The sequence below is a fragment of the Actinoplanes sp. NBC_00393 genome (assembly GCF_036053395.1).
GTDB lineage: Bacteria > Actinomycetota > Actinomycetes > Mycobacteriales > Micromonosporaceae > Actinoplanes.
Genome location: NZ_CP107942.1, coordinates 10,890,656 through 10,913,913, shown reverse-complemented (window position 1 = coordinate 10,913,913; position 23,258 = coordinate 10,890,656). Strand labels below are relative to the sequence as shown.

Sequence of the window (23,258 nt, the reverse complement as noted above, 5' to 3'; positions counted from 1 at the left end):
TTCGTGGAGTGGATCCTATAGGATCTACGAAAGGAATCCCGCGTGGACCCGTTCGAAAGAGTGCCGCTGGGCGACACCGGCGTCACGGTCACCCGGCTCGGCATGGGGCTGGCGCCGATCGGTGGGCTCTACTCCCCGGTCGGCGATCAGGTCGCGCGTGAGGCCGTCGACGCGGCCTGGGAGCACGGGATCCGGTTCTTCGACACCGCGCCGCTCTACGGCGCCGGGCTCTCCGAGCGGCGAGCCGGCGCGGCACTGCATGGCCGCAACGGATACACGCTGTCCACCAAAGTGGGCCGGCGCCTGAGGAAGAACAACGGCGAACCGGAGACGATGTGGGCCGAGGCCGGCGACGCCGCCCCGGTCTGGGACTTCTCCGCCGACGGCGTACGCGCCTCCCACCAGGAAAGCCTCGACCGGCTGGGCCTGGACCGGGTGGACCTGCTGCACCTGCACGACCCGGACGACCACTACGCCGACGCGGTCGGGACGGCCCTGCCCGCCCTGGTGGAGCTGCGCCGGGAGGGCCGGATCGGCGCGGTGTCCGCCGGGATGAACCAGTCGGCGATGCTCACCGAGTTCGCCCGGACCGGCCACTTCGACTGCTTCCTTCTCGCCGGGCGGTATTCGCTGCTCGACCACTCCGGGCTCGCCGACCTCCTGCCGGAGTGCGAGCGGCGCGGCATCTCGGTGATCGTCGGCGGGGTCTACAACTCCGGGGTGCTCGCCGACCCACGGCCGGGGGCGTCGTTCGACTATCGACCCGCCCCACCGGTGGTGATCGCCCGGGCTCAGGCGATGGCGCAGGTTTGCGAGCGGCACGGCGTACCGTTGCGGGCTGCTGCTCTTCAATTTCCTCTGGGGCATCCAGCGGTCGCATCCGTGCTGGTCGGGACGCGGTCTCCGGAGGAGGCCGCGGATGCGGCGGCGATGGCGAGCGTGAAGATTCCCGGCGAGCTCTGGCGGGACCTGGTCGCCGCCTGGCTCCTCGACCCGGAGGTCCCGGTGCCGTGATCATCGATGCACACCAGCATTTCTGGACGTCCGGCTACTTCTGGCTGGCCGATCCCGCGCTGGCCCCGCTCCGGCGCGACTACACCGTCGACGATCTGCGCCCGCACCTGGCGAAGACCGGCGTGCACCGGACCGTGCTGGTCGAGGCCGCGCGCTGCGAGCCGGCCGAGACCACCGAGTTCCTGGCGCTGGCCGCGGCCACGCCGGAGATCGCCGGGGTGGTCGGTTACGCGTCGCTGGCCGGCGCCGACCTCGTCGACGTGATCGCCGAGCACCGGGCCGGACCGGGCGGGCATCTGCTGGTCGGGATCCGCGACCAGATCCAGGCCGGCCCGGACGATGTGCTGGACCGGCCCGAGGTGCGGGCCGGCCTGACCCGGGTGGCCGCCGCCGGGCTGGTCAACGAGCTGGTGATCCGGGCCGAGCAGCTGCCCGCCACGGTACGGGCGGTGGCCGCGCTGCCGGACGCCCGGTTCGTCCTCGACCACCTCGGCAAACCGCCGATCGGCACGGGTGAGCTGGAGCGCTGGCGCCGGATGATCACGCCGGTGGCCCGGCAGGAGAACGTGGTGGCCAAGCTCTCCGGTCTGGTCACCGAGGCCGGCCCCGGCTGGACCGTGGCGGCGCTCCGCCCGTACGTGGAAACCGCTCTTGACCTTTTCGGCCCGGACCGCCTGATGTTCGGCTCGGACTGGCCGGTCTGCGAACTCGTCGCCGATTACGAGCAGGTCATCGACGCCCTGACCGTGATCCTCGGCGGCCGGCCGGACCCGATCTTCGGCGGCACGGCCGCCCGCTTCTACCGATTGGAGCTGTCATGAGGTATCTGCGCGTCGGCCCGCCCGGCGCCGAGCGGCCGGTGCTGTACGCCGACGGGGCCCTGCTCGACCTGTCCGGCGTGACCCGCGACATCGACGGCGAGTTCCTGGCCGCGGGCGGGTTCCGCGGCGACCCGGCGGACCTGCCGCCGGCCGGGGTGGACGGCAGCCGGATCGGCCCGCCGATCGCCCGGCCCGGGGTGGTGCTCTGCGTCGGCCAGAACTACGCGGCGCACGCTGCCGAGTCGGGCGCCGAGCCGCCGAAGGAGCCGATCATCTTCTACAAGGCGCCGAACACGGTCATCGGCCCGGAGGACGACATCCTGCTGCCGCCGGACTCCGTCCGCACCGACTGGGAGGTGGAGCTGGGCGTGGTGATCGGCCGGACCGCCCGCTACCTGTCGTCGCCGGAGGAGGCCCTGGAGCACGTCGCCGGGTACGTGATCTCCAACGACGTCTCCGAGCGGGACTACCAGCTCGACCGGTCCGGTGGGCAGTGGTCCAAGGGCAAGTCGTGCGAGACGTTCAACCCGCTCGGCCCGTGGCTGGTCACCGCGGACGAGCTGGCCTTCCCGCTGCGGCTGCGCTCCTGGGTGGACGGCTCGCCGCGGCAGGACTCCAGCACCGCCGACATGATCTTCGACGTCGGGTTCCTGGTCTGGCACCTGTCGCAGTTCACGGTTCTGGAGCCGGGGGACCTGATCAACACCGGGACACCGCAGGGGGTGGCGCTGTCCGGCCGGTTCCCGTACCTGCGGGCCGGCGACGTGGTCGAGATGGAGATCGACGGGCTGGGCCGGCAGCGGTGCGTGGTGAAGGGGTGAGGGTCGAGACGTTCGACATCAGGTTCCCGACGTCGCGGGAGCTGGACGGTTCCGACGCGATGAACCCGGATCCGGACTATTCGGCGGCCTATGTGGTGCTGCGAACCGAGGACGGGGCCGAGGGGCACGGTTTCACCTTCACCATCGGCCGGGGCAACGAGGTGGTCCGGGCCGCTCTGGACGCGCTCGCCCCATTCGTCGTCAACGGCCCGGTCGATGATCTCGGGGAGTTCGCCCGCCGGCTCACCCATGATTCGCAGATCCGCTGGCTGGGCCCGGAGAAGGGGGTCATGCACCTGGCCGCGGCCGCCTTGATCAACGCCGCCTGGGACCTGCGTGCCCGGAAAGCCGGCAAGCCGCTCTGGGAACTCATGTCCGAAATGTCGTCCGAAGAGATTGTCGATCTCGTGGATTGGCGATACCTGAGCGATGCGCTGACCGCCGACGAGGCGGTGGATCTCCTGGCGGCAGCGCTACCCGGGCGCACAAGTCGGACAGAAGCCCTGAAACAGCACGGTTATCCCGCATACACCACCTCCGCCGGCTGGCTGGGCTACGACGACGCGAAGATCGACCGCCTGGCCCGCCAGGCGGTCGCCGACGGCTTCCGCTTGATCAAACTCAAGGTGGGCGCCGACCGAGCCGATGACGTACGCCGATTCGCGCTCGCCCGCGCCGCGGTCGGCCCCGACGTCCGGATCGCCGTCGACGCCAACCAGCGCTGGGACGTCCCCGAGGCGATCGAATGGATGTCCGCCCTGTCCGCGTACGACCCGTGGTGGATCGAGGAACCGACCAGTCCCGACGACATCCTGGGGCACGCCGCCATCCGCCGCGCACTCACCGGCAAGGGCATCCGCGTCGCGACCGGCGAGCACGTCGCCAACCGGGTCGTCTTCAAGCAGCTGCTGCAGGCCGGCGCGATCGACATCGTGCAACTGGACGCGTGCCGGGTGGCCGGGGTCAACGAGAACGTCGCGATCCTGCTTCTGGCCGCGAAGTTCGGCAAGCCGGTCTGCCCGCACGCCGGTGGGGTCGGCTTGTGCGAGGCGGTCCAGCACCTCTCCTACTTCGACTACGTCGCCGTCTCCGGCCGGCTCGACGACCGGGTCATCGAGTACGTCGACCACCTGCACGAGCACTTCACCGACCCGGTCGTCGTCGAACGCGGCGCCTATCGGCCGCCGTCGGCGCCCGGATTCTCCACCCGGATCAAGCCGGAGTCGCTGATCCGGTACTCCTACCCCGAGGGAGCGGCATGGAACTGAACGGGCGGGTCGCGGCGATCACCGGCGGCGCCTCGGGCATCGGCGCCGCCTGCGCCGCACGCTTCGCGGCGGCAGGCGCCAAAGTGGGCACTCTGGACATCTCCCCACAGGCTGACTTCACCGCAGATGTACGCGACCGCGCGTCCCTGGAAACCGCGATGGCCGAACTGGCGGACCGCCACGGCGGGATCGACATCCTGGTGAACAGCGCCGGGATCGGCGCGGTCGGCCCGGTCGAGGGCAACGACGACGAGGAGTGGGCGCGGGTCCTCGACGTGAACGTCACCGGCGTGGCCCGGGCCAGCGCCGCCGCACTCCCCTACCTGCGGCGCAGCGACCACGCGGTGATCGTCAACCTGTCGTCGATCGTGGCGAACGCGGGGCTGGTGCAGCGGGCGCTCTACTCGGCGTCGAAGGGCGCGGTGCACGCGCTCACCCTCGCGATGGCGGCGGACCTGGTCGGCGACGGGGTGCGGGTGTGCTGTGTGGCGCCGGGGACCGTGGACACTCCGTGGGTGGGGCGGCTGCTTGCGCGTACCGATGATCCGGAAGGTGAAAAAGCCCGGCTGGCGGCGCGGCAGCCGACCGGGCGGCTGGTGACCGCGGACGAGGTCGCCGCCGCGGTGCTGTACCTGGCCGGGCCGGCGTCCGGCGCGACAACCGGCATGTCCCTGGCGATCGACGGCGGACTGTCCGGCCTGCGGCTTCCGCGTTAGCGCCCGGCGAGATCCCTGAGCCGGGCCTGGAGCGCCGACTCCAGCGCCGCGTTCGTCTCATCGGACCGTTCGCCGCCGAGCAACTCGTCGTGCAGCCGCTCCGGGAAGATCCGGTCGAGCCGGTCGCCGGTGGACCAGTCCCAGTCCGCGGGGTACTCGACCCGGGTGGCCGGGGCCAGATGCACCGCGACCGGCACCAGGGTTCCCGAACGGACACCCTGACGGGCTTCACAACTGGCCCAGCCGTAGACGACCCGCACGTCGGCGGCCCTCCGCGTGGACGCCGGCTCGGTGCCGACGGGCTGCACGGCACAGGCCATCCGGTCGGCGCCGTCGGAGATCTCGTCCTCGACGAGCGGGACCGCGCGGGTGGCCAGCTCCGCCGAGAGCGCCGAGTCCAGGGGCGGCTCGCCGTCATCCTGGAGGTACCAGAACGCGGTGGCGCCGAGGGCGGCGACCGCCAGGATCGTCAGCGGGATCTTCACCGGCGGGATCGTACCCGCGGTCTTCAAATCTTCCTTAAGTTCCGGATCATCAGGAAACCGCTTTCTCCCTGATTACGTGCTACTCCCCAGACATCGCCTTGCGGCGCCCTGCTAGGGAAAGGCACGGTATGAGCGGAATCCAGCAAACCAGAGCCATGATCGCGGCAGCGGTCCTGGCGGTCGGGGTGGGTGCGGCCGTCGTCTCCACCAACTTCGCCGCAGCCGACGTGCCGCCCGCCACCGGTGAGCAGGTCGTCACCGAGACCATCGAGGTCAGCGGGGTCTTCGACGGGGAGAACCAGCGCTTCACCGGCGGTGGCGCGCTCGGTGACGGCGGCCAGGACGAGGGGCAGGACCCGCTGTTCCGGCTGGCCGCGGGCGCGACGCTGCGCAACGTGATCCTGGGCAGCCCGGCCGCCGACGGCGTGCACTGCGCCGGCAGTTGCACGCTCAGCGGGGTGCACTGGGAGGACGTCGGCGAGGACGCCGCCACCTTCCGCGGCACGAACGCCACCGTCCTCATCGAGGGCGGCAGCGCGGCGGGCGCCGACGACAAGGTGTTCCAGGACAACCGGGGCGCCGGCGGCTCGGTGACGATCAGCGATTTCGAGGTCTCCGACTTCGGCAAGCTCTACCGTTCCTGCGGCAACTGCTCCACCCAGGCCGCCCGCACAGTCACCATGCGCAACATCACGGCGACCGCGCCCGGCGACACGCTGGCCGGTATCAACGTCAACCTCGGCGACCGCCTGACCATCGACGGCGTCACGCTGGTCGGCGACGAGATCGGCCTGTGCGACCTCTTCGAGGGCAACGACACCGGCGACGAACCCACGAAGATCGGCGAAGGCCCGGACGGCACCGCCTGCATCGCCACCGGCATCACCGGCCCGTAGATCGAACCCAGCCGGCTCTGAGGGCTGTTTCCCGCCCGCCGGAACAGCACTCAGAGCCGGCCGAGATGGCCGGCGGCGGGTTTATCGTCGGGAGCGGACCACTTTGGAGGCGGCATGCAGCTTGCGCACCTGGGGCTTCCGGTCACCGACCTGGCGCGCTCCCGGCGGTTCTACGAGACCTATTTCGGGTTCGATCCGGCCACCGCTCAGCGGTATGACGACGGCACCGTGATCATCCGCAATCGGCAGCGGTTCGATCTGGCGCTGCACCCGTGCGCGGCGGTCGGCGCGGTGCCCGAGTTCCTGCACTTCGGGTTCCGGCTTGATCGGCGCGACGACGTCCGGGCGCTCAAGGAGCGTGTGGCGGACGATCAGGTGCCCGTCGTCGAGTGGGACGACGAGCCGGAGCTGTGTTCGTTCAAGTGCCTCGACCCGGACGGGCACCGGGTGGAGGTCTACTGGGAGCCGGCCGGATAACGGCACTGGCTGGATTGACCTCCGGCAACGGATTCTGGCCAACCCGGCGGCTAGGGTGGCCCGGTGCACATCGTCGCCGTCCTCGCGCTCGACAAGGTGATCCCGTTCGACCTGGCCACGCCGGTCGAGGTGTTCAGCCGGGTGCGGCTGGCCGACGGCAGCAGCCCTTACGAGGTGCGGATCTGCGCTCCCACCCCGACTGTCGACGCCGGGGTGTTCCGCTTGCAGGCACCGTGGGGCCTGGACACTCTGCTCGCGGCGGACACGATCATTCTGCCGGGCTGTGCGGATGGCGCTTCACCCGTACCCCGAGAGGTTCTTGATCTTCTGGGTAAAGCCGCCGCCGGCGGCGCCCGGCTGGCCTCCATCTGTGCCGGCGCGTTCGTGCTGGCCGCGACCGGGCTGCTGGACGGGCTGCGCGCGACCACGCACTGGCTGGCCGCGCCGATGCTCGCCGAGCGTTTCCCGAGGATCGACGTCGATCCGAATGTGCTCTACGTGGACAACGGCCAGTTCCTGACCTCGGCGGGTGCGGCCGCGGGGCTCGATCTGTGCCTGCACATGATCCGGCGTGATCACGGCTCGGCGGTCGCCGCGGACGCCGCCCGGCTGTCGGTGATGCCGCTGGAGCGGGAGGGCGGGCAGGCCCAGTTCATCGTGCCGGAGCAGCCGCCCACGCCGCGCGGGTCCGGCCTGGAGCCGCTGCTGCGCTGGATGCAGGAGAACACCGAGGTCGATCTCACCCTGGCCGATCTGGCGGGCCGGGCCGGCATGAGCATCCGTACGCTGAACCGCCGCTTCCGCGAACAGACCGGCACGACCCCGTTGCAGTGGCTGTTGCGTGCCCGGATCCGGCGGGCCCAGCACCTGCTCGAGGCCACCGATCAGCCGGTGGAGCAGATCGCCGGCCGGGTCGGGTTCGGGTCGCCGACCGCGTTCCGGGACAGGTTCAAGCGTGTCGTCGGCACCAGCCCGCACTCGTACCGGGCCGCGTTCCGCCGCGCCTAGTCCTGGCTCTGGCGCGCCCGGAAAGCGATCATGTTCATCCGGTTTCCGCAGCGTACGCTGCAGAACCGCTTGGATCCGTTGCGGGAGAGGTCGAGGAAGACCCCGCTGCAGTCGTCGGCCGCGCAGACCCGCTGCCGGTGTGTCTCGTTCATCCGGATGGCGTCGATGAGGGCGAGGGCGGCCTCGACCCGGATCCGTTCGGCGAGCGGTTTGTCCGGCTCGGTGGCGTGCAGGTGCCAGTCCGAACCGTCGTGCCGGGTGAGGTACGGCAGCGCGCGGGCCTCCCGCAGCATCCGGTTGACCGCCTCGACCGCGCCGTCCCGGTCCAGCGTCCACACCTCGCGCAGCTGCCCGCGCGCCTCCCGGACCGCGGCCAGTTCGGCCTCGTCGTGGTCGATCCGGCCGGAGTAGCCGTACCGGGTCAGCAGCGCGTCGAGCTGGTCGACGGTGACCAGCTCGTCGTCGCCGGATCGGGACGCGCCGGCCTCGGTGTTGACGAGCGCGACGACGAACTCCAGCGCCTCCTCCGTGTCAGGGGCAAAAAGCAATTTGACTCCTCACGAATCCCAGCCTAGCGTCAGGGGTGACGCTAATTTAGCCCATGACAGGGGAATGCCGTGAAGTTCAAGCCGCAATCCGTCGGACTTGTCGCCGCGGTGACGTCGGCGGCCACCTTCGCCACATCCGGCGCGTTCATCAAGCCTCTGCTCGAGTCGGGCTGGTCGCCGGCCGCCGCGGTCACCGCCCGCGCGCTGCTCGGCGGGATGCTGCTGCTGCCGTTCGTGCTGTTCTCCCTGCGGGGCCGGTGGGACGCGCTGTGGCGGGCCCGCTGGCGGGTGGCCGGCATGGGCGTCATCGCCGTCGCGTTCACCCAGCTCACCTACTTCGCCGCCATCCACCGCATCCCGGTGTCGACCGCCCTGCTGGTGGAATACCTGGCGCCCCTCCTGCTGGTGGTCTGGGCGTGGGCCACCACCCGGCGGCTGCCGCGGCCCGCCGTGTTCCTCGGTTCGGCGCTCGCGATCGGCGGCCTGGTCCTGGTGATCGGCCCCGGCGCGCTGCAGGCGGTCGACCCGGTCGGCATCATGCTGGCGTTCGCGGCGGCGATCGGCTGCGCGGTCTACTTCGTGGTCGCCGCCCGGCCGGCCGACGGGCTGCCGCCGGTCGCGCTGGCCGGCACCGGTCTGCTGCTCGGCGCCGCCTCCCTCGGACTGGCCGGGGCGGTCGGGCTGGTGCCGTTCACGGTCGCCTTCGACGACGTGCAGCTGCTGGGCTCGACCGCCCCGTGGTGGGTGTCGCTGACCGTGGTCGCCGTCTTCGCCACCGCTATCGCGTACGCCACCGGCATCTTCGGTTCCAGCCGGCTCGGCTCCCGGCTCGCCTCGTTCGTCGGCCTGCTCGAGGTGGTCTTCGCCTCGATCTTCGCCTGGATCGTGGTGGGCGAGCAGCTCACCCCGCTGCAGATGGTCGGCGGCGCGCTGATCCTGGCCGGCATCGCCGCCATCCCCGGCGAGCCGGTCCCGGTCACGCCTTCAGCAGAAGGGACGCCAGAGCCCGCGGCTCCGAGAACATCGGCCAGTGTCCCGTCCTGAGCTCCTGATAGGTCCAGTCACCCTCGACCATCAGCGCGAAGACCGGCACCGTCGCGGCCATCCCGCGTAGCTGCTCCTCGGTGAAGGAGCACAGGATCGCGGTACGCGGCACCGCCCGCCAGGCCCCACTGTGGTGCACCGGGCCGGTGGCCGTGTCGATCGGCTGGGGCCGGCCGCGCTCGCGGACCACCGCCCAGTCGAAACCCGTGGCGATCGGCGGCGCCTCGGCCGGCACCGGCAGCATCCCGTCCACCGCCACCGGGTCGGACCCGTCGAAGTCGGCCTGGGACAGACCGCTCGGCAGCGGACCGGAGTCCACCCAGATCAGCCGGGCCACCCGCTCCGGCACCCGGTCCGCCGCCGCGGTGATCACCATCCCGCCGTAGCTGTGGCCGACGAGGACCACGTCGTTCAGCTCGTTGAGCACGGCGACGAGCGCGTCGACGTGGTCCTCGACGGTCGTACCCCGGTCGAGAACCGGCGAGATCTGGTGCACGTCGTGACCCGCGTCCCGCAGCGGCGCGGCCACCTCGTCCCACGCCCAACCACCCAGCCAGAACCCCGGTACCAGCACGTATGTCGTCATGAGAAAGACGGTAGGCCGAATACCGGGCAGCTTCCGCCCGATATAAAGTGTGGCCCATGCCACAGTCGCTCGCCCGGGTACTCGGACTGCTCGAGCTGCTCCAGGCCACCCCCGCGGGCGCCACCGTCGGCCGTCTCGCCGAGCGCCTCGGCGTCGACGAGCGGACCGTCCGGCGCTATGCGGCGCACCTCTGCGACCTCGGCATCCCCGTCGAGGGCCGGCGCGGGCGGTACGGCGGCTACACCCTCGCCCCCGGCTACCGGCTGCCCCCGCTGATGCTCACCGACGACGAGGCGGTCGCCGTCCTGCTCGGCCTGGTCGCCGGCCGCCGCAGCGGACTGGTCCCGACCGCGACCGCCGGCGAGACCGCCCTCGCCAAGATCCAGCGGGTGCTGCCGAAGGCTCTTCGCACCCGGACCGACGCCCTGCTGTCCACCCTGGAGTTCGCCGCGGACCGCGCGGCGCCGGCCACTCCGGACCTGGCGACCGGCACGCTGCTGGTGCTGGCCGGGGCGGCCGACGAGCGGCGGCCGGTCGCCTTCACCTACACCCGGCCCGGCGCTGACCCGGCCGAGCGGCGGCTGGATCCGTACGGGCTGGTCTTCCACGGCGGCAAGTGGTTCGTCACCGGGCACGACCAGCAGCGCGACGCGGTCCGTACCTTCCGCCTCGACCGGATCAGCGCGGCCGTCCCACTCGACGGCACCTTCGAAGTCCCGGCCGGCTTCGACCCGGCCGCCCACGTCGCTGCCGGGCTGGCCACCGGCGCCTGGCGGCACAAGGTGTCCGTCGTGCTGCACACCGGCCTGGAGCAGGCCCGCCGGCGCATCCCACCGACGGTGGCCACCCTCACGGCGACGGTCGACGGGGTGCGCCTGACCGCCCGCGCCGAACGCCTCGACGGGATGGCGCAGATGCTCGCCGGTCTGGGCTGGGACTTCACCGTCGAACGTCCCGGCGAGCTGCGTGACGAGGTGGTCGCCCTGGCCGGCCGGCTGACCGCGCTGGCCGCCGGACTACCCGTGCTCGGTCGCCCATGAGCAGATGGCGGCCAGCGGGGCTTCCAGGGTCTTGCCGAGGGCGGTCAGCGCATACTCCACGTGCTGCGGCGGCCGTTCCTTGAGGACCCGCCGCTCCACCAGGCCGTCGGCCTCCATCTCGCGCAACGTCTCGGTCAGCATCTTCGGCGAGATGCCGGCGACCCGCCGGCGCAGCTCGGCGTGCCGCTGCGGCCCGGCCAGCAGCGCGTAGATCAGCAGCACCCGCCACTTCGACGCGAGCCGTTCCAACGCCTGCCGCGTCGCGCAGCTCTCCTCGAGCACATCCGGAACGACGAGCGCCATACGCACCTCAAAGTGCCTTCTATCCGGCGGCCGACCGCGCGGCCTAGGTTCAGGCCAACGATAGACGTCGAAAGGAACCCACGGATGTCCGAGCACGTCACGTTCACCGCCGACGGCATCACCCTGGCCGGGACCCTCGCGGTGGCCGCGGACCGGGCGCCGGCCGTCGTGCTGACCGGGCCGTTCACCGGGGTGAAGGAGCAGGTCGCCGGCACCTATGCGGCCCGGCTGCACGAACGCGGACTGACCACACTGGCCTTCGACCACCGCGGTTTCGGCGAGAGCGGCGGGCGCCGGGCCCACGAGGACAGCCAGGGCAAACTCGCCGACCTGCGGGCGGCGGTCAGTCACCTGGCCGCACACCCGGCCGTGGACCCCGGCCGGGTCGCGGTGGTCGGGGTCTGCCTGGGCGGCGGCTACGCGGTACGCGCCGCGGCCACCGACCCTCGGATCAGCGCGGTGACGTACGGATCCCTGCACTCCCTGATGACCCTCGACGCCCTCGGCTCGGCACCCCTGCTCGGCCGCACCCCGCTGCTGATCGTGCACGGCCGCACCGACGACTACTGCTCCCCGGAGCTGGCCGAAGCCGCCTACGACCAGGCGCCCGGCCCGAAGGAACTGCTCTGGCTCGACGCCGCCCAGCACATCGATCTGTACGACCGGGAGCCGTACGTCTCCCAGGCGGCCGACGCCACCGCCCGCTTCCTCCACCACCATCTGCGGTAGGGCCACTATGGTTCCTCCGGTGGATGCGAAGACCGAGGAGCTGCGGGCCGCGCACGATGTGCTGGCGGAGTTCTACGCCGAGCGGCTCGCCGATGTGATGCCGCAGATGCCCGTCGACCGGGCGGTGCTCGACCTGTTCTGTGAGCTGACCGTGGCGGCGGACGTCGGGCGTACCGTCGCGGATGTCGGCTGTGGCACCGGCCGGCTGGCGCCCTACCTGGCCGCTCGCGGGCTCGCGCCGCGCGGTGTCGATCTCTCCCCGGAGATGATCCGGGTGGCCCGGCGCGACTACCCGGACTTCCCCTTCGAGGTCGCGGACCTGCGGCAACTGCCCTTCGCCGACGCCTCACTCGCCGGCGTGATCGGCTGGTACTCGCTGATGTACCTGGCGCCGTCCGACCGCCCGGCCGCCTTCCGCGAACTCGCGCGGGTGGTCCGGCCGGGCGGCTATCTGGCGGCCGCGTTCAAAGCCGGCGACGGTACGCTGCGCCGCGCCGGCCAGGCCACCGGACTCGGCATCGAGTTCGACATCTACTGGATGCCGCCGGACGAGATGGAACGCCGGCTCACCGAGGCCGGGTTCGCGACGGTGTTCTGGGGTGGCCGCCCCCCGGAGCCGAACCTCGACTACGTGCCCGGGAAGGCCGCCGCCCCGCAGCCGCAGGGCTACCTGGTCGTCCGGCGGCTGGCGGATCACCAGGTGGCGAGCACCCGGGCCTGACCGCCGGAGCCGCCCTCGTACGGGATCAGGCCGACGAAGATGGTGGCGCCGGAGCGCGGGATACGGTCGAGGTTGGCGAGGTTCTCCAGGCCGTAACGGTCGGCGCCGGTGAGGACCAGGTGCGTGTCGAACGTGGCCGAGTTGCCCGGGTCGATGCTCAGTGTGTCGACGCCCAGGCTGCGGATCCGGCGGTGCCGCAGCAGCCACTCGCAGGCGTCGGTGCCGAAGCCGGGGAAGTGCAGGCCGCCGGCCGAGTCAGTTCCCCGGTACGCCTCCGCGTCACCCACCTTGGCGCCCCACCCGGAGTACATGAGCACCGCCGCTCCGTCCGGGATGCGACCGTGCCGGCGCTCGAACCGGCGCAGGTCGTCCACGGTCACCACGGTGTCCGGGTCCCGGGCGGCGCGGTCGGCGATGTCGACGACCACGGCCGGGACGATCAGCTCGGACGGCTGGAGCTCGGTCGAGACGCGGCCACCCACGGTGAAGTGGGCGGGGGCGTCGACGTGCGTACCGATGTGCTCGATGATCCGCCACTCCTGCATGAAGTAGCCGTCGTCCTCGATCGTGACGACGGTGCGGCGGCTCGCCTCCTCGCCCGGCGCGAACGCCGGGAAACTGGTGGTCAGCGGATAGGTGAGGTCACGCAGCCCGGGCCGGCCGCTCGCCTGTGCCGGCGCCGGCGCGGCGACCGCGGCCGAGGCGACGACGGCCGCCCCGCCGAAGAGCGCTGCGCGGCGGCTCAGACCATGGGTGCCCGAGTCGGTACACATACTGTTCTCCCTAGTCCTCTCGCCTGGTCCTTGACGGCCCGGCGATCTGCGCGTCGACCAGCCGGCGGATCGCTTTCCGGGCGGCCTCGTCGTCGCGGATGAAGTGCACGATGCCGAGCAGCGTCAGCGCGACCGGCCGGGAGAAGTCGAGGATCTCGCGGCTCGGCCATGGGCGCCCTTCGAAGGTCCACAGTGCTCGGTGCTTCACATCATGCCCCACCTGGAGTCATCGGCGTCGCTGATCTGACGCCGCGACGAGCAGCGAGTTCTGCCCGCTCGATGACCTGGTGCAGTAGGGTATGTAGCAATCGACGGAGGGTTGAGCAGGACAACAAGTCAGGGCTGGAAGATCCAACTTTTGATACATGTCATGGCTGAGACAGTCACATCTTGGCACCCCTCGCATGGAGGCGTAGCATCATGCACAACTCCACCACGGCACATGTCTCCGATGTGTCTGCGACCCGGGGAGGTACCAGTGACGCCACGGCAGGATCAGGGGGATCTTTCGCCGCCGCCACGTCCAGGCTGGACAAAGAAACTGGTCATCTTTGTCGGCTTGATCGCGGCGACTGCCGCCGTGACGTGGCTGCTCGTCGGCGTTTGGCACGTCGAGTTCACAACCGAATACTGGTATGTCGCCATCACCGCGGGCGCCATCACCCTGTTCGGCGCCACGTTCGTCGGAGTGCGGTGGGCGCTCCGCCGGGCCCGGCAGGCCATCGACCGCCCTCGTCGATTGCCCGAGGAGGATCGCCGTTCGTGACGCCCTCCTACATCTCGAAGATCGGAATGAGGAAAGACCGTGGCTATCGATTATGAGCTCGCCGTGGAGCGCCGCCGCCTGCGGGGCGCGCTCCGGAAATGGCGGAGAATCGCTGGCCATTCTCAGCAGCAGGCCGCCTCAGCCATGGGCTGGTCGCTGTCCAAACTGGTTCGCCTGGAGAACGGCAGCGGCAAGCCGATCCCGGCGGATGTGCTGGCGCTGCTGACCCACTACGGCGCCCCGGCCGACGACGCTCGCGAGTTCTACGAGGTCGCACGGCGGCTACCCAGCCGCATCCTGCAGAACGAGGAGACCCTGCGCTCGGTCTTCAACCCCGCGTACGTCAGCTACCTGGAGGCCGAGCGAGGCAGCAGCCAGGTGCGCCAATGGCACCCCAGCATGGTGCCCGGCATCCTCCAGACCGAGGAGTATGCCTACCAGTTGCTGACCAAGGCATTCAAACGAAGCCACGAGGATGCCAAACGCATCATCGATGCCCGGCTCGAGCGCCAGAATCTGCTGGACCTGGAGACCGGCCCGCGTTTCCACTTCATCCTGGACGAAGGAATTCTGTTACGCCCGGTCGGATCGGCTCAAACCATGCGAAAGCAGATCGAGAAGATCGTGGCATTGGTGGACGACGGGCCCGGCAACAACAAACGTGTCCTCGTCCAGGTGCTGCCGTTGAGCGCCGGCCTCACCCCCGGAATCCGTGGCCCGTTCATTCTGCTGGAATTCGACGATGACGACAGCCAGGATGTCTTGTTCATGGAAACGCCGAAGGGCGACTTCTTCTCGAAGGACGAGAAGGAGGAGGTCGAGCCGTATCAAATCATCTTCGGCGAGCTGGAGGAGCTGTCCATGTCCATCGAGTCGATGCGAGAGCGCATCGATCGCCTGATCGAGCAACTCCACGACTGAGCCTGCTCACAAGTCGAACTTTCCGCCCTTGACATCGTCCAGAAAGGTGAGCCATTCCGTCGGACTGAAGGCTACGATGCCTCCGGCAGGATCCTTGGAATCGCGTACCAGAACCTGATCCGAAAGTTGCAAGACCTCGACACAGTTTCCCGTTTCACTGTATGAGCTCTTCTTCCACCCTGATGAATGCCGTTCGTCCGCCACGAACCCTCCGTCCTGACTCGCAGTGGGAGCCACCGCATGCTGATGTTACGAGATCATTTGGAGACTCGTCGATGCGTCGTCACGCCCCGCAGCCAGGCCGGTACCGATAGCTCCACTGTGGTACAGTCAACCGCCCAGGAGGCACCATCTGCAAGTTCTGGGCGGCCACTCGCGATCAGCGGCGGTCGGCGCGGCATTCCAGGCTGGAATCGACTCGTCTACCGATGGAGCTGATGCGGCCATGCAGGGAGCAGGTCCCGGACGCTCGCCGGCTACGAGCCTGATCGGCTCGACGGCGGCAAGACTCGGCCGCTTGGAGCGGCACGAGCTCAAGGTCGCACTCGCCTATCCCATTGTCGCCGCGGTCGGCGTGGTGCTGGTGGCAAATCTACTCGGCAGCGTCGCCACCACCGCCTTCGGAGTTTCGAAAGACATCGTCGCGACATTCGCGGTGGTCCTCGGCGTCCTGTTCTTCGCCTGGTGGGCCGAGTCGATCGTGAAATGGGTCCTGACCCATTGGACACGCAACGAGACCGCCGACGCGATCCGGAAAGAAGGCTGACCCCGGCGGGGTGAGGCGCATTCGGCGTTCATCATCGCAGTCGTTCTCAGGATCCCGCGGCCGCCAGCCGCGCCGAGACAGCGGGAGCATTCCGATGGCACTCGACAAGACGATTACCGAACTCAAATCAGGCCCTCCCACCGCCGCTCGCGATATTGCTCCGGCAGCCGGCTCGGCCACCGCGAGCGCCCGGCCCGGCATCCTCGATATCGGTTTCACGGTCACCCTGCTCGGCCTGCTGTCCTACGGTTTCGCACGTTTTCTTGTCGACGGCTTCCTGGCGCCGTTCCATCTGTCCTTCGACGAAATCGGCCTGGACTACGGGAAACTGGTCGCCTCCGGCATTCTCTTCACCATTCCCAGCACCATCGTCATCCTGGTCGTCTATCGCACCTCGGAGAACTTCTGGCGGCACCGAGTGCCCCGGCTGATGAACGCGCGCACCGACGCGAGGCGTCTCGCCGCATTCGCCATGGCGTTCGCCCTTGCCGTCGCACTGCTGTACGGGCTCTACTTCCTGGCCCGCCGCTACCTGCCGCTGCCCGACCACGGCCGCGAGACGTGGTGGGGCGAAACCACCCGCTGGCTGCTTCTGGGCGCCCTGATCACCGCGATTCTGGCGCTGCTGTTCGATTCCCGGTTGTTCTTCCGTAAGTACTGGCAGCAGGCTGTGTCCCGGGTGCGGGACGAGCCGGCCGGACCGATGCCCGGGCGCTGGCCGATCGTCGTCGGCGGTGTGATGAGCGCGGTGCTTCTGGGGTTGTTCTGCTTCACCGGCTATTCGCTCGGCTCCCGGTACGCGGCGACGGTGCAGGCAGGTCAGCGGCTGGATCTCACCGTCCTGGGGCTACGGCTGCCGGGCGTCGCCGCCAAGCCGGTCCGGATCGTGATGGTCGACAGCACGGCGCCGGCGCCGCGGCCGGCCGGGAGCTGTCTGCTCATGATCGGGGAGCGGGGCGAGACCGTGGTGTTCTACGACCACCGCACCGAGGAGATCTTCCGGATCTCGACGCAGAACATGTACACGGTGGAGGACGTCGACGCCGACAGCTGCTGACGTCAACGGCGGCCGTGTTCCCGCAGGAGCTGGACCAGGTGTTTGCCCGGCGTGTCCGCCAGGTCGGCGGACTGGGTGCGGCAGGAGAAACCGTCGGCCAGGAAGATGTCGCCCTCCTCGGCCTTCTCCAGCGCGGGCAGCAACTGCTGCTCGGCGACCTGCACCGACACCTCGTAGTGGCCGCGTTCGACGCCGAAGTTGCCGGCCAGACCGCAGCAGCCGCCGAGGCGTTTCACCGTCGCGCCGGCCTTCTTGAGCAGCTTGGCGTCGGCGTCCCAGCCCATCACGGCGTGGTGGTGGCAATGCGGCTGCGCGATCACCCGTACGCCGGTAAGTGACGGAGGCGTGTAACCGGGAGTGGCGGCAAGCAGCTCAGCCACGGTCTTGGTCGCCTCGGCGACCGCGCGGGCCGCCTCGTTGTCGACCAGCTCGACCGCGTCGCCGCGCAGCACTCCGGTGCAGGAGGGTTCGAGGCCGACGATCGGGATGCCCTTCTTGACGGCGTCGTGCAGTTCGTCGACCGTGCGGCCGAGGATGCGGCGGGCCGCGTCCAGCTGGCCGGTGGAGATCCAGGTGAGGCCGCAGCAGGCCTTGCGGCTGGTGATCTGCGGGGCGTAACCGGCGTCGACCAGCACCTCGACGGCCGCCTCGGCGATCTCCGGAGAGAAGTGGTCGGTGAAGCTGTCGACGAACAGCACGACCGGTTTGCCGGTCTTGACCGGCTGGTAGGAGCCGCGGAACGTCTTGTCGGCGAACGCGGGGATGTTGCGCCGCTTGTCGACGCCGGCCAGGTAGAGGGCGAGGCCGCGGATGCCGGGCATCCGGGTCATCAGGTTCGCCAGGGCCGGCATCTTCGATGCCAGCCGCGACCAGCGCGGCAGCCAGCCCAGCGTGTAGTGCGAGCGCGGCCGGGCGCGGCCCTTGTAACTCTGGTGCAGAACCTCGGATTTGTACGCCGCCATGTCGATGCCGGTCGGACAGTCCGACGCACAGCCCTTGCAGGACAGACAGAGATCCAGGGCATCGTGTACGGCCTCCGCGCGCCAATCCGGCGCAAGGTCACCGTCGAGCATCTCCTGCAGTACGCGCGCCCGCCCCCGGGTGGAGTCCTTCTCATTCTTCGTAGCCAGGTACGACGGGCACATCACCCCGCCGAGCACCGTGGTGTCGGCCCGGCACTTGCCCACCCCGGTGCACCGGTGCACGGCCTGGTTGAAGTCGCCGCCGTCGTGGTGGTACGCCAGCGCCAGCTCGGTCCGGACCGGCCGGGCCTGCGACACCCGGATGTTCGCGTCCACCGGATCCGGGTCGACGAGGTTGCCGGGGTTGAGCAGGTTCCCCGGGTCGAAGGTGTGCTTGATCTGCCGGAACAGGTTGATCGCCTCGGGTGAGTACATCCTGGTCAGCAGCTCGCTGCGGGCCCGGCCGTCGCCGTGCTCGCCGGAGAGCGACCCGCCGTAGCTGACCACCAGGTCCGCGGCGTCCTCCAGGAACGCCCGGAACTTGCCCGGCCCGCCCGGCTTGTCCAGCGGGAAGTCGAGGCGGACGTGCACACAGCCGTCGCCGAGGTGCCCGTACGGCATCGCGGACAGACCGTGCTGCTCGGTCAGCGCGTCGAAGTCGCGCAGGTAGGCGCCGATCTTCGCGGGCGGGACCGCGGCGTCCTCCCAGCCGGCGTGCGCGGGCAGACCGGACGGCGCGCGCCCGGCCAGACCGGCGCCGTCCTCGCGGATCTTCCACAGCGGGGCGGCCTTCGCGGTGTCCTCGACGACCAGCGAGTCGACGGCCGCGGCGACCGCGACGAGCTTGCCGACCCGGTCCCGGACCTCCTCCTGGTCCTCGCCGGCGATCTCCACCATCAGCCAGGCGGTGCCGCCGGGCAGCGGCGGGACGGCGTCCGGGCCGCGGCGGCTGCGGACCACGTCGCAGATCCGGTGGTCGAGCCCTTCGCAGGCGGTCGGCTTGAACTCCAGGATCGTCGGGATGATGTCGCCGGCGGCGCCGAAGTCCGGGTAGCCGAGCACGACGAGGGTCCGGAACGTGGGGTCGGCGACCAGTTTCACCGTGGCTTCGGTGATCACCGCGAGGGTGCCTTCGCTGCCGACCAGGAACTCGGTGAGGTTGAAGCCGTTCTCCGGGAGCAGGTGCTCGACCGCGTACCCGGAGACCTGCCGGCCGAAGGTGGCGAATTCGGTGCGCCCGACCGCGAGGTTGGCCCCGATCAGGTCCCGCAGCGCTCCGGTGACCTTCTCCGCGCCCTTCAGCGGATCGGTGACCAGCTGTTCGCCGTCGATCGTGAACGCGGTCAGGCCGGCCACGTTGTCCGAGGTCCGGCCGTATCCGAGGGTCCGGGAGCCGCACGAGTTGTTGCCGATCATGCCGCCGATCGTGCAGCGGGTGTGCGTCGACGGGTCCGGCCCGAACCGCAGCCCGTACGGTTTGGCCGCGGCCTGGAGCGTCGCCTGGATCGTGCCGGCCTGCACCCGGGCGGTCCGCGACTCGGGGTCGACCTCGAGCACCCGGTTCATGTGCCGGCTGAAGTCGAGGACCAGGCCGGGGCCGATCGCGTTGCCGGCCACCGAGGTGCCCGCGCCCCGCGCCGTGATCGGCACGCCCAGCTCACGGCACACCTGCAGGGCCGCCGCCACGTCGTCGTCGTGGCGCGGCCGCACGATCGCCTGCGGAACCACCCGGTAGAGGGAGGCGTCACTCGCGTACGCGGACCGGTGCGCCGCGTCGGTGAGGACGTCGGTGACACCGGCCTGGCGCAGACGGGCGACGAGGTCAGCACTGGTCACGCGAACTCCAAGGCTGTGTTGTGCTGGTCCGCCGTGGGCACGGTGCGGCAGTGAACGTGCTTCGGACGTCGCCGCCATGGTAAACGCCGGCCGAACACGGGGTATGCGGCGGCGGGAGGGCTGTGAAGTCGCTCGCCTATCGGCGCTGCTCCGCGCACGGGGCGCTGACCGGGGCGGACCGGTCCACCGGGGCCTCCAGCTCGGCCTCGGCGGCGGCCCGGCCGAGGAACGGCGCCATCATGAAGTAGCTGAGCACGGGCAGCCGGGCCGGCAGTTCGGCGACCCGGCCGGCGTCGACGTACCGGTAGATGGTGGCGTAGACACCGCCGACGACGGCGCCGACGAGTTCGCCCCGGGCCGGGCCGGCGGGGTGCGGGGCGTCGGCGAAGAAGCGGGCGAAGCGGCCCAGCAGTTCGGCGCGTTCGGTGCGGGCCCGCGGGCCGACGGCGTCGATCTCCACGACTGCCATCACCGCGAACGCGGGCACGCCGGCCAGCACGTCCAGTAGGACGCCGAGCGCGGCGCGGGCTCCGGCACGCCAGTCGGGGGCTTCGGCGTACGCCTGATCCATCAACCGCAGCAGGACGCCGATGCCGTGCCGGTAGGTCGCCAGGAAGGCGTCCTCCTTCCCGGCGAAGAGCGCGTAGAACGCCGGCCGGGTGACGCCGGCCGCGGTGCAGATGTCGCTGACCCGGGCGTTCGCATAGCCCTTCTCGGCGACCGTGTGCACCAGTGCGTCGAAGAGACGTTCCCGCTGCGTCGCGGCGATCACCTCGGCGGGCAGCCGTCGCGGCCCGCGCTTGATCGCCCGGGCCGGATCACGCCCGGTGCGGGCGCCCGGCAGCGAGGTGGGGTGGTCGGAAGCGGTGGATACCGGACTTGCCATCGTCGTCCCCCGATGTCGTCGCCGACGGGTACGCCCAGTATCACCCCGCCGACGCCGGATGGGCGCCGGCGGCGGCTCCCCCGAGGCCGCCGCCGGCGCGGTCCTCACCCGATGACCGCCTCGACCCGGACCACGGCTCCGGGCGCCGCGGGCGGAACCAGGTTGCCGGGCACCGGCACGCCGTCCACCGAGAGCTCGGTGACCCGGTCGGTGGCGCCCGCCGACCGGCGCACACTGATCTCGTAGGTGGCGCCCCGGAAGGAGCGGGTGACCTCGAAGGACGGCCAGCCGGCCGGCAACACCGGGTCGATGCGCAGGCCGTCAAAGTCGGGGCGGACGCCGAGGATCCACTGGGTGATCGCCACGAAGTTCCACGCGGCGGTGCCGGACAGCCAGGAGTTCTTGGCCTCGCCGTGGGTCGGCGCGTCCTTTCCGGCGATCATCTGGGCGTAGACGTACGGCTCGCAGCGGTGCACCTCGCTGATCTGCTCCCGGGCGGACGGGTTGATCCGCCGGTAGTAGTCGAAGGCGCGGTCGCCGTTGCCCACGATCGCCTCGGCGATCATGATCCACGGGTTGGTGTGGCAGAAGATGCCGCCGTTCTCCTTGTAACCCGGCGGGTACGTGGAGATCTCCCCCAGCTCGATGCGGTAGCTGGAGTACGCCGGCTGCTGGAGCACGATGCCGTGCGGGGTGGCCAGCCGGTCCGCGACGCTGTTCAGCGCCTTCTGGGCCAGGCCGTCGTCGATGCCGACGCCGCCGAGGATGCACATCCCCTGCGGCTCGATGAAGATCTGCCCCTCGTCGTTCTCCCCGGAGCCGATCACGTTGCCGTAGTAGTCGTACGCCCGGCGGAACCACGCGCCGTCCCAGCCGTGCTCGGCGATGCTGCCGGCCATCTTCTCCGCGGCGGCCCGGTAGAAGACCTCCTCGCCGTCGCGTTCGAGCAGCTGGGCGATGCCGGCGAGCTCCTTGGCCGCGAGGACGAACTGTCCGGCGATGAACACCGACTCGGCCACGCCGCCGGTGACGTTCCCGGTGGTCTGGAACGGTTCGCCCGGGGTGTCGGAGAAGCAGTTCAGGTTGAGGCAGTCGTTCCAGTCGGCCCGGCCGATCAGCGGCAGCCCGTGCGGGCCGAGCCGCTCCAGGGTGTAGCGCAGCGAGCGGCGCAGGTGCTCGTAGAGCGGCACCTCGCTGCCGGGCTCGTTGTCGAACGGCACCCGCTCGTCGAGCAGCGACAGGTCGCCGGTCTCCTTCAGGTACGCCGCGACGCCGAGGATCAGCCACAGCGGGTCGTCGTTGAAGCCCTCGCCGATGTCGTTGTTCCCGCGCTTGGTCAGCGGCTGGTACTGGTGGTACGCCCCGCCGGTCTCCTTCTGGGTGGCGGCGATGTCCAGGATCCGCTGCCGGGCGCGCTCCGGGACCATGTGCACGAAGCCGAGCAGATCCTGGTTGGAGTCGCGGAAACCCATGCCGCGGCCGATACCGGACTCGTACCCGGAGGCGGACCGGCTCATGTTGAAGGTGACCATGTTCTGGTACGCGTTCCACACGTTGACCATGCGGTCGGTGTCGCCGTCCGGCGTACGGACCTGCAGGCCGCCGAGCAACGAGTCCCAGTAGGCGCGCAGTTCCGCGTACCCCTGCTCCACGGTCTCGGGCCGCAGCCAGCGGTCGATGACCGGCCGCACGCGGGTCTTGTTCAGGGTCTGCGAGCCGGGCGGGTCGAACTTGTCGTCGCGCGGATTCTCCGCGTACCCCAGCAGGAAGACGACCTCGCGGGTCTCGCCGGGGGCGAGCGCGAGCCGGACGTGGTGGCTGCCGATCGGCTGCCAGCCGTGCGCGATCGAGTCGCCGGCGGAACCCCGCTCGACGGCGGCCGGCCGGTCCCACCCGCGGTACGCCCCGAGGAACGCCTCGCGCTGCGTGTCGAACCCGGCGAGCGGCTCGGAGCAGGCGAAGTACGCGAAGTGGTCGCGACGTTCCCGGTACTCGGTCTTGTGGTAGATGACGCCGTCGACGACCTCGACCTGACCGGTGGAGTAATTCCGCTGGTAGTTGGTGGCGTCGTCCTGCGCGTCCCAGAGACAGAACTCGATCGAGGAGAAGAGCGACAGCTCGGCCGGGGTGTCCCGGTCGTTGGTGACCCGGACCCGCCAGACTTCGAGGGTCTCGCCGAGAGGCGCGAAATACAGCGTCTCGGCGCGGATGCCGCCCCGCGACGACGCGATCTTCGTGTAGGACATGCCGTGGCGGCACTCGTAGTCGTCGAGCTCGCGCTCCGGCGTCGGTTGCCAGGACGGCGACCAGTAGTCGCCGGTGGCGTCGTCGCGAACGTAGACGTACCGCCCGCCGACGTCGAGCGGGGCGTTGTTGTAGCGATACCGGGTCAGCCGGCGCAGCCGGGCGTCACGGTAGAACGAGTACCCACCCCCGGTGTTGGAGACGATGCCGAAATAGGCGTCGGTGCCGAGGTAGTTGATCCACGGCAGGGGTGTGTCCGGCCGCTCGATCACGTACTCGCGCTGATCGTCGTCGAAGTGCCCGTAGCGCAAAAGGTCCTCCCCGGTGGCGGGTAGGCCGGTCCGGCGGCGCGCCGCCCGGCATATGGGAGCGCTCCCACATGTGACATATTTTACCGCTCGACAGCGTTTACAGAACCCGTCAAACAGGCCTTTCGGCCGAAAGTTTCGACGTCGGCCCGGAAGAGGACCGACCGCTTCTGTCAATACGTGCGCCGGCAGCGGCGTACCCTGCCGTTATTGCCGGGTGCTGAGGAACGTGCCGGAGTTCGCCCCGTGCCGGGCGGCGAGC

Annotated in this window: 26 protein-coding genes; 16 read left to right on the top strand and 10 right to left on the bottom strand. The window is 70.3% G+C overall.

Annotated features, from left to right (window positions below; all coding sequences use genetic code 11):
• Window positions 1–42: 42 nt before the first annotated feature.
• The 5 genes from OHA21_RS50475 to OHA21_RS50455 are packed head-to-tail and all read left to right on the top strand — an operon-like array spanning window position 43 to window position 4,640.
• Window positions 43–1,014: an aldo/keto reductase gene (locus tag OHA21_RS50475; RefSeq protein WP_328467974.1), complete on the top strand. Its 972-nt coding sequence runs from the start codon at window positions 43–45 to the stop codon at window positions 1,012–1,014.
• A complete protein-coding gene (locus OHA21_RS50470) occupies window positions 1,011–1,835 on the top strand; it encodes an amidohydrolase family protein (RefSeq protein WP_328467972.1) in 825 nt (274 codons plus the stop codon). The genes OHA21_RS50475 and OHA21_RS50470 overlap by 4 nt, the downstream gene beginning before the upstream one ends.
• Entirely contained in the window at window positions 1,832–2,656 is an 825-nt protein-coding gene (locus OHA21_RS50465) for a fumarylacetoacetate hydrolase family protein (RefSeq protein ID WP_328467970.1), read from the top strand. The genes OHA21_RS50470 and OHA21_RS50465 overlap by 4 nt, the downstream gene beginning before the upstream one ends.
• Window positions 2,653–3,924 carry an enolase C-terminal domain-like protein gene (locus tag OHA21_RS50460; RefSeq protein WP_328467968.1) on the top strand — a complete coding sequence of 424 codons (1,272 nt, stop codon included), beginning with the start codon at window positions 2,653–2,655 and terminating at the stop codon, window positions 3,922–3,924. Before OHA21_RS50465 ends, OHA21_RS50460 begins: the two co-directional genes overlap by 4 nt.
• Complete coding sequence (locus tag OHA21_RS50455) at window positions 3,915–4,640, top strand: SDR family NAD(P)-dependent oxidoreductase (protein ID WP_328467966.1); 726 nt, start codon at window positions 3,915–3,917, stop codon at window positions 4,638–4,640. Before OHA21_RS50460 ends, OHA21_RS50455 begins: the two co-directional genes overlap by 10 nt.
• Here the strand turns inward: OHA21_RS50455 and OHA21_RS50450 are convergent.
• Entirely contained in the window at window positions 4,637–5,125 is a 489-nt protein-coding gene (locus tag OHA21_RS50450) for a hypothetical protein (RefSeq protein ID WP_328467964.1), read from the bottom strand. The genes OHA21_RS50455 and OHA21_RS50450 overlap by 4 nt on opposite strands.
• A gap of 155 nt (window positions 5,126–5,280) precedes the next feature.
• On the opposite strand from OHA21_RS50450, the gene OHA21_RS50445 reads away from it, so the two are divergent.
• The 3 genes from OHA21_RS50445 (at window position 5,281) to OHA21_RS50435 (ending at window position 7,506) form a co-directional block, all read left to right on the top strand.
• The gene (locus OHA21_RS50445) at window positions 5,281–6,021 is read left to right on the top strand and encodes a pectate lyase (RefSeq protein ID WP_328467962.1); all 741 of its coding nucleotides are present in this window, start codon (window positions 5,281–5,283) and stop codon (window positions 6,019–6,021) included.
• A gap of 114 nt (window positions 6,022–6,135) precedes the next feature.
• The gene (locus OHA21_RS50440) at window positions 6,136–6,498 is read left to right on the top strand and encodes a VOC family protein (RefSeq protein ID WP_328467960.1); all 363 of its coding nucleotides are present in this window, start codon (window positions 6,136–6,138) and stop codon (window positions 6,496–6,498) included.
• A gap of 63 nt (window positions 6,499–6,561) precedes the next feature.
• The gene (locus tag OHA21_RS50435) at window positions 6,562–7,506 is read left to right on the top strand and encodes a GlxA family transcriptional regulator (protein WP_328467958.1); all 945 of its coding nucleotides are present in this window, start codon (window positions 6,562–6,564) and stop codon (window positions 7,504–7,506) included.
• On the opposite strand, the gene OHA21_RS50430 is transcribed toward OHA21_RS50435, so the two are convergent.
• Window positions 7,503–8,054, bottom strand: a complete 552-nt coding sequence (locus tag OHA21_RS50430; RefSeq protein ID WP_328467956.1) for a CGNR zinc finger domain-containing protein — start codon at window positions 8,052–8,054, stop codon at window positions 7,503–7,505. The two genes, OHA21_RS50435 and OHA21_RS50430, sit on opposite strands and share 4 nt — an antisense overlap.
• 69 nt (window positions 8,055–8,123) lie before the next feature.
• Here OHA21_RS50430 and OHA21_RS50425 point away from each other — a divergent pair, with 69 nt between their 5' ends.
• Window positions 8,124–9,098 (top strand): EamA family transporter, encoded by a 975-nt coding sequence (locus OHA21_RS50425; RefSeq protein WP_328467954.1) that lies wholly within the window; start codon window positions 8,124–8,126, stop codon window positions 9,096–9,098.
• On the opposite strand, the gene OHA21_RS50420 is transcribed toward OHA21_RS50425, so the two are convergent.
• A complete protein-coding gene (locus OHA21_RS50420; RefSeq protein ID WP_328467952.1) occupies window positions 9,031–9,684 on the bottom strand; it encodes an alpha/beta fold hydrolase in 654 nt (217 codons plus the stop codon). The genes OHA21_RS50425 and OHA21_RS50420 overlap by 68 nt on opposite strands.
• 56 nt (window positions 9,685–9,740) lie before the next feature.
• On the opposite strand from OHA21_RS50420, the gene OHA21_RS50415 reads away from it, so the two are divergent.
• Window positions 9,741–10,724, top strand: coding sequence for a helix-turn-helix transcriptional regulator (locus OHA21_RS50415; protein ID WP_328467950.1), 984 nt, complete (start codon window positions 9,741–9,743; stop codon window positions 10,722–10,724).
• Here OHA21_RS50415 and OHA21_RS50410 read toward each other — a convergent pair.
• Window positions 10,701–11,027, bottom strand: coding sequence for a winged helix-turn-helix transcriptional regulator (locus OHA21_RS50410; RefSeq protein WP_328467948.1), 327 nt, complete (start codon window positions 11,025–11,027; stop codon window positions 10,701–10,703). The genes OHA21_RS50415 and OHA21_RS50410 overlap by 24 nt on opposite strands.
• Before the next feature lie 84 nt (window positions 11,028–11,111).
• Here OHA21_RS50410 and OHA21_RS50405 point away from each other — a divergent pair, with 84 nt between their 5' ends.
• The gene (locus OHA21_RS50405; protein ID WP_328467946.1) at window positions 11,112–11,756 is read left to right on the top strand and encodes an alpha/beta hydrolase; all 645 of its coding nucleotides are present in this window, start codon (window positions 11,112–11,114) and stop codon (window positions 11,754–11,756) included.
• Between the two features lie 19 nt (window positions 11,757–11,775).
• Window positions 11,776–12,477, top strand: a complete 702-nt coding sequence (locus OHA21_RS50400; RefSeq protein ID WP_328467944.1) for a class I SAM-dependent methyltransferase — start codon at window positions 11,776–11,778, stop codon at window positions 12,475–12,477.
• Here OHA21_RS50400 and OHA21_RS50395 read toward each other — a convergent pair.
• On the bottom strand, window positions 12,450–13,250 hold the full coding sequence (locus tag OHA21_RS50395; RefSeq protein ID WP_328467942.1) for a cyclase family protein: 801 nt from the start codon (window positions 13,248–13,250) through the stop codon (window positions 12,450–12,452). The genes OHA21_RS50400 and OHA21_RS50395 overlap by 28 nt on opposite strands.
• Before the next feature lie 10 nt (window positions 13,251–13,260).
• Entirely contained in the window at window positions 13,261–13,458 is a 198-nt protein-coding gene (locus OHA21_RS50390) for an SAM-dependent methyltransferase (RefSeq protein ID WP_328467940.1), read from the bottom strand.
• A gap of 270 nt (window positions 13,459–13,728) precedes the next feature.
• Between OHA21_RS50390 and OHA21_RS50385 the strand changes: the two genes are divergently transcribed.
• Window positions 13,729–14,016, top strand: a complete 288-nt coding sequence (locus OHA21_RS50385) for a hypothetical protein (RefSeq protein WP_328467938.1) — start codon at window positions 13,729–13,731, stop codon at window positions 14,014–14,016.
• Between the two features lie 39 nt (window positions 14,017–14,055).
• Window positions 14,056–14,937 (top strand): helix-turn-helix domain-containing protein, encoded by an 882-nt coding sequence (locus tag OHA21_RS50380; protein ID WP_328467936.1) that lies wholly within the window; start codon window positions 14,056–14,058, stop codon window positions 14,935–14,937.
• Between the two features lie 6 nt (window positions 14,938–14,943).
• Here the strand turns inward: OHA21_RS50380 and OHA21_RS50375 are convergent, their stop codons facing one another.
• Window positions 14,944–15,141 (bottom strand): DUF397 domain-containing protein, encoded by a 198-nt coding sequence (locus tag OHA21_RS50375; RefSeq protein ID WP_328467934.1) that lies wholly within the window; start codon window positions 15,139–15,141, stop codon window positions 14,944–14,946.
• Window positions 15,142–15,454: 313 nt separating this feature from the next.
• Between OHA21_RS50375 and OHA21_RS50370 the strand changes: the two genes are divergently transcribed.
• Together OHA21_RS50370 and OHA21_RS50365 are read left to right on the top strand one after the other, a co-directional pair.
• Window positions 15,455–15,703, top strand: coding sequence for a hypothetical protein (locus tag OHA21_RS50370; protein WP_328467932.1), 249 nt, complete (start codon window positions 15,455–15,457; stop codon window positions 15,701–15,703).
• A gap of 94 nt (window positions 15,704–15,797) precedes the next feature.
• Window positions 15,798–16,760 (top strand): hypothetical protein, encoded by a 963-nt coding sequence (locus tag OHA21_RS50365; protein WP_328467930.1) that lies wholly within the window; start codon window positions 15,798–15,800, stop codon window positions 16,758–16,760.
• Window positions 16,761–16,762: 2 nt separating this feature from the next.
• Here OHA21_RS50365 and OHA21_RS50360 read toward each other — a convergent pair whose 3' ends face one another.
• From OHA21_RS50360 to OHA21_RS50350, 3 genes are all read right to left on the bottom strand, one after another.
• Window positions 16,763–19,558, bottom strand: coding sequence for an FAD-binding and (Fe-S)-binding domain-containing protein (locus OHA21_RS50360; protein ID WP_328467928.1), 2,796 nt, complete (start codon window positions 19,556–19,558; stop codon window positions 16,763–16,765).
• Between the two features lie 136 nt (window positions 19,559–19,694).
• Window positions 19,695–20,444, bottom strand: a complete 750-nt coding sequence (locus OHA21_RS50355) for a TetR/AcrR family transcriptional regulator (protein WP_328467926.1) — start codon at window positions 20,442–20,444, stop codon at window positions 19,695–19,697.
• 104 nt (window positions 20,445–20,548) lie between these two features.
• The gene (locus OHA21_RS50350; protein WP_328467924.1) at window positions 20,549–22,999 is read right to left on the bottom strand and encodes a GH36-type glycosyl hydrolase domain-containing protein; all 2,451 of its coding nucleotides are present in this window, start codon (window positions 22,997–22,999) and stop codon (window positions 20,549–20,551) included.
• Window positions 23,000–23,258 lie beyond the last annotated feature (259 nt).

Excerpts from the sequence above, each read along its gene's own strand:
- OHA21_RS50410 (WP_328467948.1), bottom strand. The coding sequence starts at position 11,027 with ATGGCGCTCGTCGTTCCGGATGTGCTCGAGGAGAGCTGCGCGACGCGG.
- OHA21_RS50440 (WP_328467960.1), top strand. The coding sequence starts at position 6,136 with ATGCAGCTTGCGCACCTGGGGCTTCCGGTCACCGACCTGGCGCGCTCC.
- OHA21_RS50355 (WP_328467926.1), bottom strand. The coding sequence starts at position 20,444 with ATGGCAAGTCCGGTATCCACCGCTTCCGACCACCCCACCTCGCTGCCG.
- OHA21_RS50415 (WP_328467950.1), top strand. The coding sequence starts at position 9,741 with ATGCCACAGTCGCTCGCCCGGGTACTCGGACTGCTCGAGCTGCTCCAG.
- OHA21_RS50395 (WP_328467942.1), bottom strand. The coding sequence starts at position 13,250 with ATGTGTACCGACTCGGGCACCCATGGTCTGAGCCGCCGCGCAGCGCTC.
- OHA21_RS50465 (WP_328467970.1), top strand. The coding sequence starts at position 1,832 with ATGAGGTATCTGCGCGTCGGCCCGCCCGGCGCCGAGCGGCCGGTGCTG.
- OHA21_RS50420 (WP_328467952.1), bottom strand. The coding sequence starts at position 9,684 with ATGACGACATACGTGCTGGTACCGGGGTTCTGGCTGGGTGGTTGGGCG.
- OHA21_RS50405 (WP_328467946.1), top strand. The coding sequence starts at position 11,112 with ATGTCCGAGCACGTCACGTTCACCGCCGACGGCATCACCCTGGCCGGG.
- OHA21_RS50445 (WP_328467962.1), top strand. The coding sequence starts at position 5,281 with ATGATCGCGGCAGCGGTCCTGGCGGTCGGGGTGGGTGCGGCCGTCGTC.
- OHA21_RS50455 (WP_328467966.1), top strand. The coding sequence starts at position 3,915 with ATGGAACTGAACGGGCGGGTCGCGGCGATCACCGGCGGCGCCTCGGGC.
- OHA21_RS50365 (WP_328467930.1), top strand. The coding sequence starts at position 15,798 with ATGGCACTCGACAAGACGATTACCGAACTCAAATCAGGCCCTCCCACC.